14 protein-coding genes are annotated in these 15,046 nt (G+C 34.3%); 3 read left to right on the plus strand and 11 right to left on the minus strand.

Annotated elements, in window-relative coordinates; translation table 11 throughout:
- Positions 1-156: 156 nt before the first annotated feature.
- From ACPUVN_RS09255 to ACPUVN_RS09305, 11 genes are all read right to left on the minus strand, one after another.
- Positions 157-906 (minus strand): IS5 family transposase, encoded by a 750-nt coding sequence (locus ACPUVN_RS09255; RefSeq protein ID WP_426358621.1) that lies wholly within the window; start codon positions 904-906, stop codon positions 157-159.
- 900 nt (positions 907-1,806) lie between these two features.
- Positions 1,807-3,090, minus strand: coding sequence for a diguanylate cyclase (locus ACPUVN_RS09260; RefSeq protein ID WP_426370505.1), 1,284 nt, complete (start codon positions 3,088-3,090; stop codon positions 1,807-1,809).
- A 13-nt stretch (positions 3,091-3,103) separates the two neighbouring features.
- Positions 3,104-4,105: an ABC transporter substrate-binding protein gene (locus ACPUVN_RS09265; RefSeq protein ID WP_426370506.1), complete on the minus strand. Its 1,002-nt coding sequence runs from the start codon at positions 4,103-4,105 to the stop codon at positions 3,104-3,106.
- Positions 4,106-4,213: 108 nt separating this feature from the next.
- Positions 4,214-4,657 (minus strand): IS200/IS605 family transposase, encoded by a 444-nt coding sequence (gene tnpA / locus ACPUVN_RS09270; RefSeq protein WP_426357338.1) that lies wholly within the window; start codon positions 4,655-4,657, stop codon positions 4,214-4,216.
- A 696-nt stretch (positions 4,658-5,353) separates the two neighbouring features.
- The gene (locus ACPUVN_RS09275) at positions 5,354-5,680 is read right to left on the minus strand and encodes a YbaB/EbfC family nucleoid-associated protein (RefSeq protein ID WP_426356900.1); all 327 of its coding nucleotides are present in this window, start codon (positions 5,678-5,680) and stop codon (positions 5,354-5,356) included.
- A gap of 85 nt (positions 5,681-5,765) precedes the next feature.
- Positions 5,766-8,141, minus strand: coding sequence for a DNA polymerase III subunit gamma/tau (gene dnaX / locus ACPUVN_RS09280; RefSeq protein WP_426356899.1), 2,376 nt, complete (start codon positions 8,139-8,141; stop codon positions 5,766-5,768).
- Positions 8,142-8,148: 7 nt separating this feature from the next.
- The gene (gene apt, locus ACPUVN_RS09285; RefSeq protein ID WP_426356898.1) at positions 8,149-8,700 is read right to left on the minus strand and encodes an adenine phosphoribosyltransferase; all 552 of its coding nucleotides are present in this window, start codon (positions 8,698-8,700) and stop codon (positions 8,149-8,151) included.
- A gap of 223 nt (positions 8,701-8,923) precedes the next feature.
- The gene (locus ACPUVN_RS09290; protein WP_426370507.1) at positions 8,924-9,046 is read right to left on the minus strand and encodes a hypothetical protein; all 123 of its coding nucleotides are present in this window, start codon (positions 9,044-9,046) and stop codon (positions 8,924-8,926) included.
- A gap of 585 nt (positions 9,047-9,631) precedes the next feature.
- Complete coding sequence (gene astE, locus ACPUVN_RS09295; RefSeq protein WP_426370508.1) at positions 9,632-10,717, minus strand: succinylglutamate desuccinylase; 1,086 nt, start codon at positions 10,715-10,717, stop codon at positions 9,632-9,634.
- 251 nt (positions 10,718-10,968) lie between these two features.
- A complete protein-coding gene (gene pgm / locus ACPUVN_RS09300) occupies positions 10,969-12,618 on the minus strand; it encodes a phosphoglucomutase (alpha-D-glucose-1,6-bisphosphate-dependent) (RefSeq protein ID WP_426370509.1) in 1,650 nt (549 codons plus the stop codon).
- Between the two features lie 83 nt (positions 12,619-12,701).
- Entirely contained in the window at positions 12,702-13,340 is a 639-nt protein-coding gene (locus tag ACPUVN_RS09305) for a replication initiation regulator SeqA (RefSeq protein ID WP_426356894.1), read from the minus strand.
- Between the two features lie 341 nt (positions 13,341-13,681).
- Between ACPUVN_RS09305 and ACPUVN_RS09310 the strand changes: the two genes are divergently transcribed.
- From ACPUVN_RS09310 to ybfE, 3 genes are all read left to right on the plus strand, one after another.
- Positions 13,682-14,443, plus strand: a complete 762-nt coding sequence (locus ACPUVN_RS09310) for an alpha/beta fold hydrolase (protein WP_426356893.1) — start codon at positions 13,682-13,684, stop codon at positions 14,441-14,443.
- 95 nt (positions 14,444-14,538) lie between these two features.
- Complete coding sequence (locus ACPUVN_RS09315; RefSeq protein ID WP_426356892.1) at positions 14,539-14,760, plus strand: DUF2788 domain-containing protein; 222 nt, start codon at positions 14,539-14,541, stop codon at positions 14,758-14,760.
- Between the two features lie 4 nt (positions 14,761-14,764).
- The gene (ybfE, locus tag ACPUVN_RS09320) at positions 14,765-15,040 is read left to right on the plus strand and encodes a LexA regulated protein (protein ID WP_426356891.1); all 276 of its coding nucleotides are present in this window, start codon (positions 14,765-14,767) and stop codon (positions 15,038-15,040) included.
- Positions 15,041-15,046: the final 6 nt, after the last annotated feature.

A 15,046-nucleotide genomic window follows, 5' to 3' on the forward strand; every position in this document is an offset into this window, starting at 1 on the left:
GTTAGTAATAACAGTATAAAGACATTATATTGTTAAAATAAAAAACCAGCTTAATCGCTGGTTTTTTTATGTCTATTATTCGACTAATAAGCGCATTGAATAAAGCTAGTGTTCCTTTATATGAAATAAAGCTGATAACTAGGGGCTGTTGATCTTTCACATTGACAGCCAAATCATTGCGCACGCCAGTGCTAGCATACTCTCGAACTGTAATTTCAATTTATCATACCTTGTAGCTATAGAACGGAAATGTTTTAGCCTTGCAAATGCATTTTCAACTAAGTGCCTATATTTATACAAGCACCAATCAATATCACCATTACCTGTTTTTGAATTTTGCTTTCTCGGTATTATAGGGATTGAGTTGCGCTCTCGAACTTTATTTCTTATAGCTTCACTATCATAGCCTTTGTCTGCGATAACAAAATCACCTTGAGGTAATAATTCAATCAGCTCATTTGCCACTTTACTATCATGAACATCACCACCTGTAATAATAAATTCGATAGGCAAACCATAACTATCAACAGCTAAGTGAATTTTACTCGTATTACCCCCTCGACTTAACGCTATCGCTTGCTCTTGTTTAGATGCAGCACCTGTACTGTGTTGGTGTGCTTTAATATAGCTACCATCAATGAACTCCCACTCTACATCACTATTAGCGGATAACGATTTGAATAACCTCATCAATATTCCCTTTCTCGACCAAAGAAGGAACCTGCGATAAATGGTATTCCATAAACCAAAACACTCTGGTAAGTCACGCCATGGGCAGCCGACACGCAAGCGATATAAAATTCCTTCCATCGTTTGTCTGTGTTCAAGCTTGTTATAAACTCTATCTTCAAGCAAAATAGCTTTTAGCTTCGACCACAACTCATCAGTGAGCATTAATCGGGGCATGGTGATCTCGTAAGGTTTGTTTTTGGCGAAGTAAATTATACGAGATTACCGCTTACGTATAAAATTAAAACAAAGATCAACACCCCCTAATAAAACAAAAAACAATCAAGATAAAGTTAAACGGATAAGTCGGATCTTAGAATAAAATTAAATGATTAAACCTAATGAGTTAACAAGTCACGTAATAATTCTCTTAGTCTTTTGAAAACCTCTAAATTACTGTGTCGTAGATGTTGCAGTAAATCTACATTCACATGTCACTCCATTTCTTTAAACTCTAACGAGCTTAACCAGTTCCCCACTTTCGACAAACTCGTTAGCGATATGATCAAGTAAAGAACACCAGCTAAGCCCCTGAAGAGTTAATTCCAGCAACAAGAAGTAATTATAGGCATAACATACATCAGGGCTAAACTTTAATTGGAAACTACTCGTTTGCGTATTACGAGACCGTATCAGCAACTGTCGCTACAAGCTTAACTCATCAAAGCTCTTACAAGCTTTTGTTGAAAGTTCATGCGACTTGGCTACATATAAATCAAATGTTACAAACCCTATACATTCATAACCTAAATAGCTAGGCAGCGTTAATTCGATAAGATCAATCAATACCTGTAAGTGCTTTTTCACTCTTAAGCATATCGATAATATCGAAACTAGATGTACTTAAAAATAATAATGTAATATACAGATATTGGACTTTTAACTCATTAATTACATTCGTAAGGGCTTTAAAAGGTTTACCTTGGTCAAAAGCGATCGTTACTTCTGTTAGTGCTCGGTTATTTATCAGGCAGAGTTCGGTTTAAATTATTTAGGAGAGGGTTTTAGGCATTACTTTAAGTTGTAAAGTAACTTTTGAGATTGGATAACTGGAGACTTAACACTTAGACATAAAAATTAAACAGGTGAAACTGACGTACTTACTTCTATTCTATTACGCCCATTCTCTTTAGCTACATACATAGCTTGATCGGCTTTATTAATAAGTTGTTCAAACGTTTCGCTCTCATCGATTAGCATTGAAATCCCCATACTGAGTGTTACGTTTAATTCTTTGCCTTCTACTATAAGACAATCTTTAATCAAAGAATTTTGAATACGTTTAGCTATCTCAATACCACCATCAACATCACAGTCAGGTAAAATAATAATGAATTCTTCACCGCCGTAACGACCTAGAAAATCGATACTACGTATTTCTTTATTACAAATTTTACAAATATGTTTTAGTAACTCATCTCCAATTTGATGACCATAAACATCATTAACATTTTTGAAGTAATCACAATCTAATAAAATAAGTGTCAAATTGTTATGAATTCGATCTGTGCGAGATAGTTCTAAGTCACCTCTTTCAAAAAGCGCACGTCTGTTTGCCACTTTAGTTAAAGGGTCGGTATTAGACAACTGCTCTAAAACACGCGTTCTATCTTCAACAATGTTTTTCATCATAGCTAAAGAAACCATGGTTTCACTTAACTTGTGGTTCATTAAATTAAAAGCGGTAACGATACTATCAAATTCATCTGACTGATTAGAAAGTTTTATTTTTTGAAAGTTTCCACTATGGTTATTTTCGAAAGCATTTTTAACTTCGCTTAGAGATACTTTGAACACCTTACTCAATCGGCTCGAGCCATATAATAAAATTAAAATACTTACAGCAAGAAGAATAAAAATAAATAAGGCTTGGCGTTGAACAACATCATAAATATCTTTTTGAACCATATTAGAAAGCTGAACTGAGTCAGCTCTTATGACTTCTAATTGAATCATCAGTCGTGTTTTTAGATGGTTTTTTATCGACTCACTTGCATCGTTCAACTTGTTTTCATTCATTTTACTAAAGAGTTGTTTAGCACTTTGGTTTTGGCTATTAATGCTATTTTGAATAATCTGTTGTTGAGGCGTTAATTCAGGAGCAGACTTAAGTAAGTTCATTAATTTACTTTGTAATTTTAACCAATTATCTGCGTTATAATCACTTGCGTAAATGTTATCACTAGTAACTAATTGCTTTAAGATATTAGCGTGATTAGCTACTTTTTGAGTGTAATGCTCACGACTAAAAGCAAGTTCAACCTTCTGAAATGACCATACAATACTTCCCACAATCACAGCAAATAAAATACAACAGCTCACGGTAAAAAAATAGATCCGTTGGCTAAGGCTTACCTTCATATTTTTAACCTTCTCATAGCGGTATATTTACTGCGCCAGGATCAACTTGAATCATTGCTCTGCTATCAATAAAATCGTCAATATTTGGCATTTCATTATATTCACTCATTTGCATATCTATAGCCCATGCTGCTTGAGATTTTATATTAAAGATTAATGACTGGTTTAATCCAAGTTTAAAAACATAATCATCCCAAACCCAATCTATAAATGAAGGATCAGAATGAAGTTCATCAATAACGATCTTTTTAGATTTCTCTGGATGTGTTGCAATATAAGCAATCGCGACATTTAACCCTTGAATAAGACATGTTGCTTTTTCTACAAGTAAATCATCTGCAATTTTAGAGATTAAGTTAAAACTTAACGTATTTACATTTTTAGTGTTTTGAACCGTGACTTTATTTTTTAATAACTTCACCGCATTAAAAGCAAAAGGTTCCCAAGGTACAATCGCGTCAACTTCATTGTTATTTAAACCGTTAATTAGATCTGCTGGCTTGTAATTATAAAGTTCAACATCTTCAACACTAAGCCCTTCAATTGCCAACAAAGTACTTAAAAAATATTCACTCGCACTGCCTTTAGTAACACCGATCTTTTTACCTTTAAGTTCAGCTGCAGATTTAACTTTATCAACTTGGTAAGTTAATAACTTTACATCATTATCTGATTGAACGAACATTGCATGTGTAACGAAGGCTTGTTTAGTTAAACTTTGAAATGCAATAACAGAATCAGAGCTTGTACCAAAGTCGACTTCACCCTTAATAACGTTATCAAAAGCAGCTAAGCCGCCAAGCACTTCATTGTATTCAACTTCGACACAGGTATCTTCAAAAGCATTAATAGATTTAGCAATATAAAAAGGTGTAGATAATGGTGATTTAGATACAGCTATTGATACAGAATACTTTTCAACTTTATTAAAGTAATGAGGTTTTAAATACAGGAAGGCTCCAGCAATAAGAAGAATTACAATAAGAAAAAATAATAAAGAACGAATTCGTGTCAAAGCTAACAACTTAAAAATTAATCATACCTCTATTATAGACCTTATTTATTTATTCAGCTATTTCAGAAGCGAATAAATATAAAATTCTCGGCCGCAAGCGACCGAGTTTCAAAACAAGTTCAGTTGATCGCTATTAATTTCTTTACCATCTAATTCGATTAACTGTTCTTGAACATATTTCCTGATAACTTCTTCTGTTGCGTTACCAATCGTTTCAACAAAAAAGCTTTGTGTCCATAATTTACCGCCCCAGAAATACTGCTTTTTAATTTCAGGATAAATTCTAAAAAACTCACGAGCAGTTATACTTTTAATTATTTGCATAACATCGCTTGGCGACTGTTTAGGGATCCCTCTAATAACCATATGAATATGGTCACTCGGAATTTCTAACTCTACGATATCAATATCGTAGTCATATCCTACTTTTTGAATAATTGCTTTCATTGTTGAACGATAAGGTTCAATGAAGACTTTGTGTCGATACTTTGGTATCCACACAAAGTGGTACATTAATCTAAAGACATGATGTGTATTTCTTTGAAGTTCCATATGAAGAATAGCATTTACTGGGGTCCCCCCAGTATACACTATCCAGCACGGGGGCAAGCCCCCGAGATTTACGCTTCGCTAGTTAAAGGTAATAATCAGAAACATGCGGTTATAGGTTGAAATAGGTATAATACCAAACGGATTAATTTATTGCTCACTTAGCGAGAATTTAAAGGTTTAGAGGCACAGGTTCATAGTTCCAGACTGAACCTAAGCACCTACATCCATGTAGGCGAGGCATTGATTGAAGAGAATGGTTATTCTCGGTAACTGCTCCTGCGTTACCCTAATGTCCTACATCCATGTAGGAACCTTGTCAAAATCAATAACGCTGCATATGAGCCTTTAAATTCTCGCCCTTCGGGAGCTCATTAGCAAACTGATAACATCACAAAATTAAAAAAATATAGGATAACTATGTTTAATCAATTTCGCTTGTTCTAAGCTTGCTAATGTAGCTCTAAGTTGCTCAATAAATTAATCCGTTTGGTATAATATTATAGAAGTTATTAAAAAGTCATACCCGTTACACTAGTAACCCTTTCTATTTTATGTGACATAAAAATAGCCTAAGCAAGATTGTTTTTTTTATAATCAAAGCTTTAAAATCTTTATTATTGTAATCGCACAAAAAGCAAAAATCTGAAATAAAAAAACCGACATAAAGTCGGTTTTTAAAAATGTTATACAGCTAAATTAAAACGGCATTTTCATCCCTGGAGGTAATTGCATACCACCAGTTAATGAACCCATTTTTTCTTTATTTTGTTCTTCAACACGACGCACAGCATCGTTGAATGAAGCTGCAATTAAGTCTTCAAGCATTTCTTTGTCGTCTGACATTAAACTGTCATCAATTTCAACACGACGAATATTATGGCTACCTGTCATAGTTACTTTAACCATGCCTGCGCCAGATTCACCTGTAACTTCCATTTGAGCTAATTCTTCTTGAGCTTTAGCCATTTTTGCTTGCATTTGTTGGGCTTGTTTCATCAAGTTGCCCATACCGCCTTTCATCATTCATAATCTCCAAAAGTATTTGTCGCCAACAATAATTGTTAACAACGTAAAATTCAAGTAATACACTACATCTATTAGATTTTAGTTATAGTGCTTGTATTGTGTTTTCATCTAATTGGGCTTGAAATTTCTCTTGTAAGCCTTTAACAATTTCATCTTCTTTAAGCAAATTAACCGCATATTGATAGCGTTTATCGTTTATATCTACTTGTATTTTATATGGGTCAGCTTTGGTTTCTTCAACTAAATTTACTTCAACGGTGACAGGTTTAGACAAATAGTTCGAAATACTTTGCTGAAGCTGCTCAACAGCGGCATCCGTTTTAAGGTGTTTTGTTGCTTGATCGAGTGATAAAATCAAGTGATTATCGGTCGACTGTTCTGAAATAGTCGCATGTATTGCGATTTGTCTGATCCTGGCACTAAGCGCCATAGAATCAATCATATTCGCCCATTTATCTACTTGATTAGCTGACTTTATTTTAGCTGGATCAATAAGCTCTTCTCGATAGGGTTCATCAATCACCATTTCGATAGGCTCAATAACTTCTTCAACCTCTTGCTTATCTTGAGCTGTATTTACACTAGCATCAGTAGTTTGTGTCTGACGCCCTGCGACGTCATTTGGCTTTTTTACCTGCTGTTCCATTTGTTTTTTTCTACTACGTAGCATGTTTCGCGTAGCAATTGCCGATTCTACAGGGCTAGAATATGTAACTGTTTCTTCTTGAGTTACCGTCGGTTGAGTAATGGGTTGATCTGCAGGTTGCTCTTGCTGAACGTTAGGTGCTTGTACTTCATACGCTTGTTCCATATGAGCTTCTGTTGCCTGAAATTGTTCAATAGAAGAATTTAAATCAGGTTCAATATTGTTTTTCAACGGTGCTGCTGATTGCGACGATTGTGCATATTCAGTAGTTTCAGAAGCTTGAGGTTGTAATGTTTGGGTACTTACAGTTTGAACATTTACAGATTGCGCTACATTATGTTTAGCAGCTACTTGTTGTTCATTATATTGTGGAACGCTTTGTACAGGCTCCTGTTGTAAGTGCTGAGCGGCAACTTGTTCAATACTTTCCATTTCTGCTGACAACTGCGCCTGCATAGATTCTTCTGTACTGATAGGTTTATTGCTGCTTAGCTCGGGACTATTTTCCTCTGTTAATTCAGAGTTTTCATCTACAAGATTTCCTTTAGCATCGTGTGTATTAGTTTCAATTACATTTTCAGTAACATTGCTATTAACAACAGGATCTTTTTCCATTGAGTTGGTTAAAGACGCCGTATCAAAATCTGTATTTATTACCGAGCTTTCAGCATTTGATAATTCAGGTGGTGATAATAAAGTATCTGTTTGCGGTAGTTCATTAGCATTTATGACGGGCTTAAATGCTAGCAACCTAAGTAATATCATATCAAAAGCAGCTTGTTCATCAGAAGCGTACGGCAAGTCTTTACGACCATTTAATACGATTTGATAATACAATTGCACATCTTCTGGCGACATGGCTTTGGCAAACTTTTTAAGCAGTACTTCATGCTCTGGCGGTAAATCAAAGTGTCTATCAACAATTTGTACCATAGCAACTTGATGCAACAACTGGATAAGTTCTGCTAATAATCTACTATAGCTTGGAGAGTAACTCGCAAAATTTAATGATAATTCCATTAATTGTTTTGAGTCTTGTTTTATTAAGCTAATTAATATTTTATATACCCAGCTTTGATCAACTCCACCCAACATTTTTTGTACGTTTGATAGTGTTATCTCACCAGCGCCTTGAGCAATAGACTGATCAGTTAAGCTCAATGAATCACGCATACTACCGCGAGCCGCTTTAGCTAATAAAGTAACTGAACCTTTATCTGCTTTCACATTTTCAGCGGCTAAAATCAAATTAAGTTGTTGCTCAATTTGACTAACGGTTAAGGCTTTTAAATGAAATTGTAAGCAGCGTGATAATACCGTTACGGGTAATTTTTGAGGATCTGTTGTCGCAAGAATAAATTTAACGTGTTCTGGTGGCTCTTCTAGTGTTTTAAGTAAAGCATTAAAACTACTACGCGATAACATGTGTACTTCATCAATTAAGTAAACTTTATAGCGACCACTGGTTGGAGCGTATTGTACGTTATCAAGAATTTCACGCGTGTCATCAACTTTTGTTTTAGACGCCGCATCAATTTCAATTAAATCAACAAATCGACCTAAATCGATATCTAAACAGGTATCACACTTTCCACAAGGTTCAGAAGTAATACCTACTTGGCAGTTTAAGCTTTTAGCAAAAATTCGAGCAATAGTGGTTTTACCTACACCACGAGTACCTGTAAATAAATAGGCATGGTGCAAACGTTCTTGCTCAAGCGCATTAACAAGAACCGTTACTACGTGTTCTTGTCCCATCAATTCTTTAAAGTTTTTTGGACGCCATTTTCTTGCTAAAACTTGATAACTCATTAAAAGCCTATTTACCTTCGTATTGGATCAATGAATAAACATTGAGGTTTAAACTTGCTAATTTTTCTTCACCACCTAATTCAGGTAGAGAAATAACGAAGCCTGCATGAGAAGCTTCAGCGCCTACTCTTCTAATAAGTTTAGTTGTCGCTTCGATGGTACCACCTGTCGCTAACAAGTCATCAATAATCAGCACTTTATCTTCAGGCTTTAATGCATCTTGATGTATTTCTAAAGTATCTTCACCGTATTCTAGCTGGTAGTTCTGAGCAAAAGTGGGTCTTGGTAGCTTGCCTGGCTTTCTCACAGGAACAAAACCTAAGCCAAGTGCTAATGCTAAAGGAGCACCGAATAAAAAGCCTCTTGCTTCTGTACCTACAACTTTAGTGAATCCCTGCCCTTGATACTTTTCAACTAATAATTGAATGGTTAAAGCAAAGGCTTCGGCATCATCTAAAACGCCAGTTACATCTCTAAATAAAATCCCTTCAATTGGGTAATCAGGAACGGTATGAATAGCTTGTTTAAGTGTTTCTGTTTGTTGTGGTGTCATTGGCAAAAATAAGTGATAAATAGTTACCTAAAGAATAAATCAATTTCACTTGTTTTTATAGTGATACAGCTATGGAATATGAATTAAATTGGAAACAAAATGATTAGTAGCGTATTAACTGAGGATATACAGAAGATCAGATGTATTAACTAGATAGAATAATATTAGGAATGATTAAGCCTATTAATCAATTATTGTACAACTTACTGACAAATAGGCTAAAAAATCATTAAGATAGCATTGTGTACCAGCCCATTAACATAGGTAATAATGGCATAGCTAATGCGACAACAACGCCTGCAAGTAAATGACCAAAGTGAGCCGACTCTTTGAAATTAGTATCTTCAGACATACTACTACTCTCTTAATTAAATTAGGGCGCATATATTAACTCAGCTCAATATTTTAATGTAGTAAAAATTGATCCAAATCAACATTTTATTGCATTAGCCTAAACGATTACTAAAAGGATAAAGCTTTGTACCCTAGTAAATATTATGTACACAGATAGATATTAAGTGTTAACAATGAGAAAAGCCGATAGAAACTAAAAATACAGCGGTGACTTTATTCGACGATTATTTCTCTATTTAGTTATCTATGTATTAGCTATGTATTTGAGGATTAGCTTGAGCATTAATCAAAAATGATAGGGTGATATTTTTTACGAATACGGTTATGTATTTTCCAACAGCTAATAAAACAAAGGATGATTAACGACTGTCATTAATTTGTAACAATCTTATTTTAATATATAGAGACTTAATTATGTATATTCGGACATTAAGTATCCCCTATATTTAGCAGTTTTTACTGCTCAAACTCCACACTATTTTCGTGTGGAGCTTTTTTCTTTTTAAAGCATCTAAAAGCGTCTTCAATAAAACTTAATGTAAACTTAACCTAGAATGGAAAACAAAACGCGCTAGTTTATCGATTAAGCAATATAGGTAGGAGTAACCGTTAATAAAGCTCTTTGACCAATACTGACATCAGCATTAGGGAAAATAATCGCTTCACCCTCTTTATTAGTTTTAACTTCTTTATCGCCATCAAATACTAAAATGCTATCGACTGGAAATGATGTAAAGTTTTCAACGTCGTCAGCGAAGTTCAATCTAAAGTCTTCAGCTTCACGATTAATAGTTTGGTAAATTTCAAATACTTCAAAATCTTCAGCAAGGTATTCACCTAAGCTTAAATCATTACCAGAAATCAAATCGAGCAGTGTTGCTTTAATTGCAGCAAAGTCTTCCATATTGTTTTCACCAAATGGCTTTACTTTACCCAGTTCAATCGTAAACGCATCAGCTTCAAATTCATTAACAGAGAAGTAACTAAACGTTGTAGTAGGTGAATGTGAAAGTAAAATGGTAGTAATACCGCACTGCTTTAAAAACAATAATTGTTCTTTCTTTCTTGGTTTGCCATGTTGGAATGGATATACAGCAAACTTGTCATTTTTAGAGCCGCGTATTGCGGTATGAAGATCGTAATGACATCGACTTCGTTGTGCTGATATTTTTTCACCTTGTTGGTAAAAATTTCGAACAGCATCTTCTAATACTTTCGCTCGTGCTCTTTCTTTATTTATTACAGTTGAGCCATCAGCCAAAGGTTTAGAATGTTCACCTGAAAATAATCGATTCAAGTTTTCTTCAACAAAACGTTTACCAATATTAATTGATGCTGGATTACCAAATAAGAATATAACGCGTTCTTTAAGTGCTATTTCGCCCTGAATTAATTGCGTAATTAAGTCATTACAAATTTCGATAGGTGCGGTTTCGTTACCATGAACTGCACTAGATAAAATAATATCTTGTGTTGTTTCACAATCAGGTTCAAAAACTATAATACCTGTATCTAACACGGTTACTTTAATAGCAACACCTGATGAAATGACATCAAATGAAAAAGGTTCTGCGAGCGACCACTCGTTCGCACAAGATAGTTTGAGAAAATCACCCGTAGTAAGTAATTCTGTTTTATTTTGATTTGCCTGATGCGATATATTTTCCACAAAACCTTCATATTCAAGTAACTAATAACGTTATTCTACGTTAAATTTTAGCCAAATAAAAAGGCGCTATAAAAGCGCCTTTACTCAGGTTTTGTATAAATATTCATTCATTTAACTTGAGCTAATTTTATGATTAATCATGAAACTAATCTTTAACAAAGGCTAAAAGCTTATGTTATTAATTCAACTTCCAACTTACTGAATAATTATTCAATTAAAGCCTGATTAATTATTTTAATAATATGACTTAATTATACAACACCTGCATCTGTAAACGCTGCACTTACAATAACTTGTGCTTCAGAAAATATAAGCTGTAAATGTTCATCACTAATAAAGCTTTCAGCGTAAATTTTGTAAATATCTTCAGTACCAGAAGGACGAGCTGCAAACCAACCATTCTTAGTAGTAACTTTAATACCACCAATTGCAGCATTATTACCTGAAGCATGAGAAAGAATGTGTTCAATCTCTTCACCAGCTAAAGTTGTTGTTTTAATAGCATCAGAAGTAAGTGCAGTTAATACAGCTTTTTGTTGAAGACTAGCAACAGCTTCTATACGACCATAAAAAGGTTTACCCAATTTAGCTGCAATAGCTTCAAAACATTGATGAGGATCTTGACCTGTAACTGCTAACATTTCTGCCGCAAGTAAAGCCATAATGAAACCGTCTTTATCAGTTGTCCAACATGACCCATCTCTTGCTAAAAATGAAGCACCTGCACTTTCTTCACCACCAAAGGCGTAGCTACTATCATGCAAACCATCTACAAACCATTTAAAACCTACGGGTACTTCAGATAATGGACGATCAATCATCTCTGCAACACGGTCAATTAATGAACTGGACACTAAGGTTTTGCCAATTTTACAGGTTTTCGGCCAATTACGATGTGTCATTAAATATTCAATTGAAACAGCAAGGTAATGATTAGGGTTCATTAAGCCGCCAGTTTTAGTAACAATGCCATGGCGATCAAAGTCAGGATCGTTACCTACAGCAAGGTCAAACTTGTCTTTCATCGCAATTAAGCCAGCCATAGCATAAGGCGAAGAACAATCCATACGAATTTTACCGTCTTTATCTAAAGGCATAAAGGCAAAACTTGCATCAACTACTGGGTTAACAATTTCTAATTTAATACCATATTTTTTAGCAATAACAGGCCAGTAATGAATGCCCGAACCACCTAGCGGATCTACACCAATAGTAACGCCTGACTTCGCGATAGCTTCCATATCAATCACTTGATCTAGTTGGCTAACATAGTGCTCGATAAAGTCTTCTTTAGAAAGTAGTGGCGAAGCTAATGCTTCTTTTAAAGCTACTTTTTTTACATCTTTTAATTGAGCTAAAATAATATCGTTTGCACGTTGCTCGATAAGTTTAGTTACTTCGCCTTCAGCTGGACCACCATGAGGTGGATTATATTTAATACCACCATCAGTAGGCGGATTATGAGATGGCGTTATAATTAAGCCATCAGCTTGATCGGCATTAACTCTATTATGGCTAATGATTAAACGTGAAATAACAGGGGTTGGGGTAAAACCGTCGTCATCTTGAATAACAACAGGTACATTATTACCAATTAGAACTTCAATAGCCGTTGCAAAAGCTGGTTCTGATAAAGCGTGTGTATCTTTACCTAAAAACAATGGACCTTTATAACCTTGCTCGGTTCTGTATTCAGCAACTGCTTGGCAGATGGCAATAATATGTAATTCGTTAAAACTTAATAAACTTGCATTACCACGGTGTCCTGATGTACCAAATGTTACCTTCTGCTCAACAATATTCACATCGGGTATTTGTAAAAAATAATCACTTACTAAACGGCCAATATTAATACGATCTTCTGGCCTAACTGGCTTTCCTGCATGGTGGTGAACTGACATAAAGTCTCCCTGTATAAGATAAGTAAATTAATTTTTAAGTTATTTATACCAAGTTGATCAATTTATTATTCAAATTGGTATTCTTACAATAGTTCTCGAATATCTTCTGATTCACTTTCACTATAGCCCAAAGCAACAGCTACTTTCGTTAAAATCATCTTTTTACGTGTAGTATTTGAATTAGTAACTACCCAATACGGACTTTCAGGTATTTGGAAAGGTTTAGTACTACTTCCACTTTCCGTTAATTCGTTTAAATTATCTGAAAAGTATAAACGGTCTCTACCACGAATTTCTGACACAACAGAAAAACGATTAGTATGAACACGATATAAAGCGCCAAGAATAAGTAAGAATCGACCTACCGCTCCTCTTTGCATGGCTAATTCTTCTTTATTCAAATAATCGAAAACAGAACCATTATCTACTTCAACTATTGTCTCTGTAGTTAGCTTGATTTCTTTATTTTCAGCTTCAAAACTAGGTGCTTCAATAACTTTACTTGATTCAGAACTACGGTCAATCTCGTTAACATTATCAAGGTTTATTGACTCTGCTTGAGTATTTTCTGTACTTTCGTTACTTGATGATTCAGAACTGAACTGTTCTTGAGTGTTGTTTAATAAGAGTCTACGCAATATAGACGTTGCACTTTCGCCAATAAACTGAGTTTGTGAAGCGATGTATTGATAAAGGTCTTCTTCTATTTCTATATTTTTCATTAATTACCTTGAACCTTGGATATTAAAATACTGCGTACGCATCAAGATTATACTTATCTTCTTTCTAAGTCTCCACAAGGATTTGAGTTCCTAGAGAAGTTTAATCAAAATAAAGGCTCAAATTACTTCATAAAATATCGAGGCTTACAAAAAATCACCAGAAATGCTCAATGTATGATGTACATCAATAAAGATATACATGACTAACATTAAAATAACAAGTAGCTACATTAACTTGGGGTAAATACAAAAAATGATTAATTTTAAGATTGAGCAAGTAACTCCATATAGATTAGGTATAATGTGTAACTCACTCTCTGATCAATAACAAAGCGATTTACATGGCATTACTTAATTACACTCAACAAGGCTCAGGGCCGCACGTTATTCTTATACATGGTTTATTTGGCAGTTTAGAAAACTTAAATATGATTGCGAAAAAACTCCGTGAGAATTATACCGTTACTAGTGTAGATGTAAGAAACCATGGAAGTTCATTTCATGAAAACTCAATGAGTTATGAAGAGCTTGCTCAAGACATTATTAATGTAATGGATCACCTAAATATTGAAAGTTCTGACTTTCTAGGTCATTCAATGGGTGGAAAAATAGCGATGTACTGTGCTTTAGCTTTTCCAGAAAAAGTTAAAAAGCTTATTGTGGCAGACATTGCACCAGTAGAATATCCACCACACCATAATCAAATAATTGAAGGGTTAAAGTCGATAGATTTAACCTTAGCTAAAAATAGAAAAGACGCTGACTTACAATTATCTAAATATGTTGAAGAGATAGGCGTTCGCCAATTTTTATTACGAAATGTAGCAACCGTTAACGACAAACTGGTTTTTAAATGTAACGTTGAATATATCAGCAACTGTTATAAACAAATTATGTTAGGTTTTGATGATACAACAAGTTTTTCTGGCGAAACTCTCTTTATAAAAGGTGGGCAATCAAATTATATTTTAGCTGAACATAGACCTAAAATAATTGCATTATTCCCAAATAGTAAAGCTAAGGTTATACAAGATGCGGGACATTGGTTACACGCAGAGAAAACCGTTATGTTTAATAAAATTGTAGAAAATTTCCTAGCATAAACAGAGTAAATAATTGTTACTATTTTAATAGTAAAACACTTGGGCTTAAATAGTTCGATATGCTATTATATTGCCTGAAATTTTTAGGGTAAATTATGTTAGCTGAACATTTAGAATTATTTGAAACAATAGCACTTAACCTTGCATACTTATTTATATTTGGTTTTATTGGCTTAACTATTCATGATGTGATGAAAAACAATGATGTCCCCAAAAAAGGGAAATACGTTGTTTATTTTGTTTTGTTTTTAGGATGCGCAGGTTTTGTTGCCAAAGGTGTTATTCAATTTATTTTTGAAAGCCAAGGCGTAGGTTAATAGTATGGCTAAAGAAGTATCAGACTTAACAACAATTGATTTATTTCAAGATGAGAAACGTCCAGGACGCCCTAAAACAAATCCTCATTCACGCAGTGTACAAATAAAAATCAATAAACGAAATCAAGTAAAACGTGATAAGAATAATGGTTTAAAACGTGTTGAATTTAAAATTCATCAATCATTATTTGAACAGCTTGAGCAGTTAGCCGACAAAGAAGGTGTTAACCGCAGTCAATTGATTGAAACTCTACTTACACAAGCGTTAAAAAATATTTAAAATTAA

The organism is Pseudocolwellia antarctica (assembly GCF_049933045.1).
Lineage (GTDB): Bacteria > Pseudomonadota > Gammaproteobacteria > Enterobacterales > Alteromonadaceae > Pseudocolwellia.

What these genes read in the sequence shown, in the direction of transcription:
- ACPUVN_RS09255 (WP_426358621.1), bottom strand. Translation starts at nt 906, where the DNA reads ATGCCCCGATTAATGCTCACTGATGAGTTGTGGTCGAAGCTAAAAGCT.
- ACPUVN_RS09260 (WP_426370505.1), bottom strand. Translation starts at nt 3,090, where the DNA reads ATGAAGGTAAGCCTTAGCCAACGGATCTATTTTTTTACCGTGAGCTGT.
- tnpA (WP_426357338.1), bottom strand. Translation starts at nt 4,657, where the DNA reads ATGGAACTTCAAAGAAATACACATCATGTCTTTAGATTAATGTACCAC.
- ACPUVN_RS09275 (WP_426356900.1), bottom strand. Translation starts at nt 5,680, where the DNA reads ATGATGAAAGGCGGTATGGGCAACTTGATGAAACAAGCCCAACAAATG.
- dnaX (WP_426356899.1), bottom strand. Translation starts at nt 8,141, where the DNA reads ATGAGTTATCAAGTTTTAGCAAGAAAATGGCGTCCAAAAAACTTTAAA.
- ACPUVN_RS09290 (WP_426370507.1), bottom strand. Translation starts at nt 9,046, where the DNA reads ATGTCTGAAGATACTAATTTCAAAGAGTCGGCTCACTTTGGTCATTTA.
- pgm (WP_426370509.1), bottom strand. Translation starts at nt 12,618, where the DNA reads ATGTCAGTTCACCACCATGCAGGAAAGCCAGTTAGGCCAGAAGATCGT.
- ACPUVN_RS09305 (WP_426356894.1), bottom strand. Translation starts at nt 13,340, where the DNA reads ATGAAAAATATAGAAATAGAAGAAGACCTTTATCAATACATCGCTTCA.
- ACPUVN_RS09310 (WP_426356893.1), top strand. Translation starts at nt 13,682, where the DNA reads ATGGCATTACTTAATTACACTCAACAAGGCTCAGGGCCGCACGTTATT.
- ACPUVN_RS09315 (WP_426356892.1), top strand. Translation starts at nt 14,539, where the DNA reads ATGTTAGCTGAACATTTAGAATTATTTGAAACAATAGCACTTAACCTT.
- ybfE (WP_426356891.1), top strand. Translation starts at nt 14,765, where the DNA reads ATGGCTAAAGAAGTATCAGACTTAACAACAATTGATTTATTTCAAGAT.